The 3,556-nt window shown below is 53.0% G+C and carries 3 protein-coding genes; all 3 read right to left on the bottom strand.

What is annotated here, in order from left to right; translation table 11 throughout:
- Positions 1-139: 139 nt before the first annotated feature.
- On the bottom strand, positions 140-382 hold the full coding sequence (locus tag ACIPW4_RS27080; protein ID WP_400663696.1) for a hypothetical protein: 243 nt from the start codon (positions 380-382) through the stop codon (positions 140-142).
- Between the two features lie 307 nt (positions 383-689).
- Positions 690-1,256, bottom strand: a complete 567-nt coding sequence (locus ACIPW4_RS27085; RefSeq protein WP_400663699.1) for a hypothetical protein — start codon at positions 1,254-1,256, stop codon at positions 690-692.
- A partial coding sequence (locus ACIPW4_RS27090; protein ID WP_400663701.1) for an RHS repeat-associated core domain-containing protein occupies positions 1,256-3,556 on the bottom strand: 2,301 nt, incomplete at its 5' end. The genes ACIPW4_RS27085 and ACIPW4_RS27090, both read right to left, overlap by 1 nt.

Raw genomic sequence — 3,556 nt, forward strand, 5'->3', positions numbered from 1 at the left:
GTCCAGTGCTCGACTACGCGCGGCTGGCCGCCAAGGGTTTCCCAGCGGTAGTGGCAGCCCAGGCCCAGGGCGTTGCTGTGGGTCACCATCAGGCCTTCGGCGTAGCTGAAGCTGCGCACGGTGTCGCCGTTGCGGTTGATCACCGCACTGAGCTGGCCGTGTTCAACGACGCAACATCAAACAACTTCATAGGTGTAAGCCCTGTTTCAATTCTCACCCAAATAGGTTCATACTCACTGAAGAGAAAATCAATTTCGGCAGACTTAGGCAGCTCTGTAGGCCAGCGGGCCGCTGCATCTTTTGACGCCACAAAACGGCCAGCGACCTGATATTTATCATGCGCCAAGCGCAATGCCTTCATCGCTTCTTCAATATCACTCATGCCATCATCCAGCATTTAACCGCAAGAACTTCCTTCTTAGCTTCTAACTCGGTACATAAGACGCCCCTTACCAGCATTTTTGGAATTTCCTCTTTGCCCTTGATCTGCATTTAGGTGCTCATCGGTACCCCTTGGGTGATTTGCATTTTGTAAAAATACTATAGTTCTCGGATCACCCTTCCAGGCCGCACCTAATTTACCGCTAGCCTCAACATTGTTTAAAGATCAATACACTCACGAGCCTAACAAAAAACCAAAGTATAGATATCACCCGAGCTTTACTAATCTACAGACATGACGACATGTGTCATCGAGCAACCAATTCGAAATCAAAATCGCTTATAGAGGAATCACCATTAATTTCCGGTAAGGCTTGAACTTGAGTAAACACCAACCCATACCCGAATTCTGAACCAACCCCCCGAAGATTTGAGTAGCCCTTGATAGACAAACTGTAAAATCCAGACTCAACATCAATATAGTCATTACTGGGGAGGCGCGAGTTATACTCAGCCTTATAATTCAGGAAAAATCTTTCATCCCAATCAAATAAAGCATTGAGATCAGAAATAATCATAATACCAGAGACTATTTTCAAAGGTAGGCCTGAATGTACAAATACCGGCTCTGGTAGAGTGTCCGGCAAGTCATTACCACCTTCTGCAAATACTGCATACTCAGCCTCAGAAATCTGATATATGGGGCAAACCACCCCTTGCTCAATCGCCTCGCGGCCCAAAGCTTCATCTTCCAAAAAAGCATTGAATATATTGGCATCTGTTACATTTCTTTTTTTTAAAAACCTCATAAGCTCTAACGGATCAAACAGCACAATCCCTGGGGAATATAGTTCCACCAATGCTTTTTTTTTCATTAACCACATCCTCCCGCTGAGTTGCTACTACCACCTTTCCCAAGCGATTTGGTTAAGGCTTCCCCAATAGTCACATTTTTCGCAAGAACCTGGCCAGTACGTGGGATCTTCAGAGTGCCTTTCTGAGGAAAACCTTCGTATGCTTTATTCAGCTTCTTGACCAAATCATCAGATGTTCCGTCAAATTTTTTGTTAAATGGCACGCCTTCTTTTTTTATCGCATCATGGAATTGTTGATGTAGCTTATCAGATCCATCAATCTCATTGGGGAACCATGAAGGTGAATCGAGTTTGGTTCCTAGCTCTGGGAATCCATGTGTATTTGCATGAGCGCGAGGAAACGGATGATGCCCCATACCATCAGGTTTCAAAGGCTTCCAGAATGGCATCCAGCCCCAAGGATCAACCCATGACATGGGGTTGGGGACGTAGTGATAAAGATTCAAACCACCAGTTAAGCCGATAGGATCTTGAGTGCTAAATCGCCCTACTTCCGGATTATAATAACGGAAAGTATTGTAGTGCAGTTCCGTTTCAGTATCAAAATACTGACCTTGGAAGCGTAGGTTCTGCTCGACCTCACTAACGGATAGCTGCTCTACCGAGCCCCACGAGCGATACGTGACTTGCCAAACGATCTTGCCATCGCTATCCGTCAGCTCCAACGGCGTACCAATCTGATCCGTATGGAAGTAATAAAACTTGTGCTCTTGCCCTTCAGCCTGATCGACGCGCGCCAACGGTGCGTAGCTACCCGGCTCATACAGATACAGGATGCTTTGCCCCGGCGTTTCCTCCCGCAGCATCCTCAGCCCTTGCCAAAGAAAGCGCTTATGTTCGACTTCGCCGTTGATCTCCGCCTGCTTGGCCACCCGCCGCCCGAGGCTGTCGTAGCGGTAATGCCCGGTGCTTTCCAGCCTGCCATCGACATACGTTTCCGCCCGAACCAACCGGTTCTCACAGTCATAGGCAAAGTGCTGCAGCTTGCTATGCCCCGAGTGCTTCTCGATCAGGTTGCCCCACGGGTCGTAGCGGTACTCCTGATCGCGCCAATGGGTGATCCGGTTATCCTTGAACTTGGCGAACTGCCGCGCATTGAAATCCAGCCGGTTGGCCGCCGCGTCGTAGCGGAACTCCTCACTGCCCACCAGCGAGCCAGTATCACGGCTGCGCAACTGGCCGTTGGCTTCGTACTCGTACTTGATCTCGCCGCGCAGCTTGTCGAGCGTGCGCACCAGTTCACCCGCCGGGTCGTACTGGTAGCGGCGGTGAATCGGGTTGTAGGCATGCTCCACCAGCAGCGAGGTATTGATGCCGGTGTTGTGAACTTGCGAAAGTTTGTCCGCTGGCAGGGTCGAGGCGAACTGCCAGGCCCTGCGCCCCATGGCGTCATAGCCAAAGCAACTGGTGAGCTTGCCCTGGGTCCTGTAGACCTCGCGGTGCAGGTCATCGCGCTCCATGTCGCTGATCACCTGGCCGTCGAGATTCAGCTGGTGCAGATGCCCGCTGCCGTAGTACAGGTGGTTGAGCTTGCGGCCATCCGGCAGGGTCAGCGTGGTCAGGTTGCTGAGCGGGTCGTATTCGTAGCCCAGCGTTCCGTCGGGCGTGATTTCCTGGGTCAGTCGGCCTAACACATCGTAGGTGTATTCGAGCTTTTCCTCGGTCACCCCGAGCCGCTTGCCGGTTCCGGTCGGTTGCCGCTCGATACTGAGCAACCGGTCGGCCTCGTCGTAGGTGAAGCTCTGCTGTGCATCGCGGTTGAGCTTGGCGATCAAGCGGCCAATGCTGTCTCGCTCAAACAGGGTATGGCGTTCCGGTCGCTCGGCATTTTCGCCATAGCCAATCTCATCCAGCCGGGTCAGATGCCCGCCGACGTTGTAGCTGAAGCGCCGGGTCAGGTTGTCCAGCCGCACCTCTTCACTCAGCCGGTCCGAGGCGTCGTAGGCAAAGCTGTACGTCGCATTGTTCTCGTTGACCAGCGCTGTCAGGCGCACGGCCTTGTCGTACTCGTAACGCACCCGCTGGCCCTTGGCATCCTCGCGGCTGCTGGGCAAGCCGCGGGCGGTGCGCATCAGGCGGATGGTCTGGCCTTTGCCATCGGTGTGGCTGAGCACCTGGCCGTAGACGTTGTAGGTGAAGGTTTCCTTTGTGCCGTCCGGATGGCTGATGCGCAGCACTTCGCCGTCCGGCTTGCGCTCCAGCGAGGTGGTCTGGTTCAGCGCATCGGTCACCGCCACCAGGTGCTGACGCTCGTCGTAGCGGTAGTAGGTGCTCTTGCCCGAGCAGTCCTGATAACGCTC

It is taken from the genome of Pseudomonas sp. NPDC089996, assembly GCF_044748405.1.
GTDB lineage: Bacteria > Pseudomonadota > Gammaproteobacteria > Pseudomonadales > Pseudomonadaceae > Aquipseudomonas.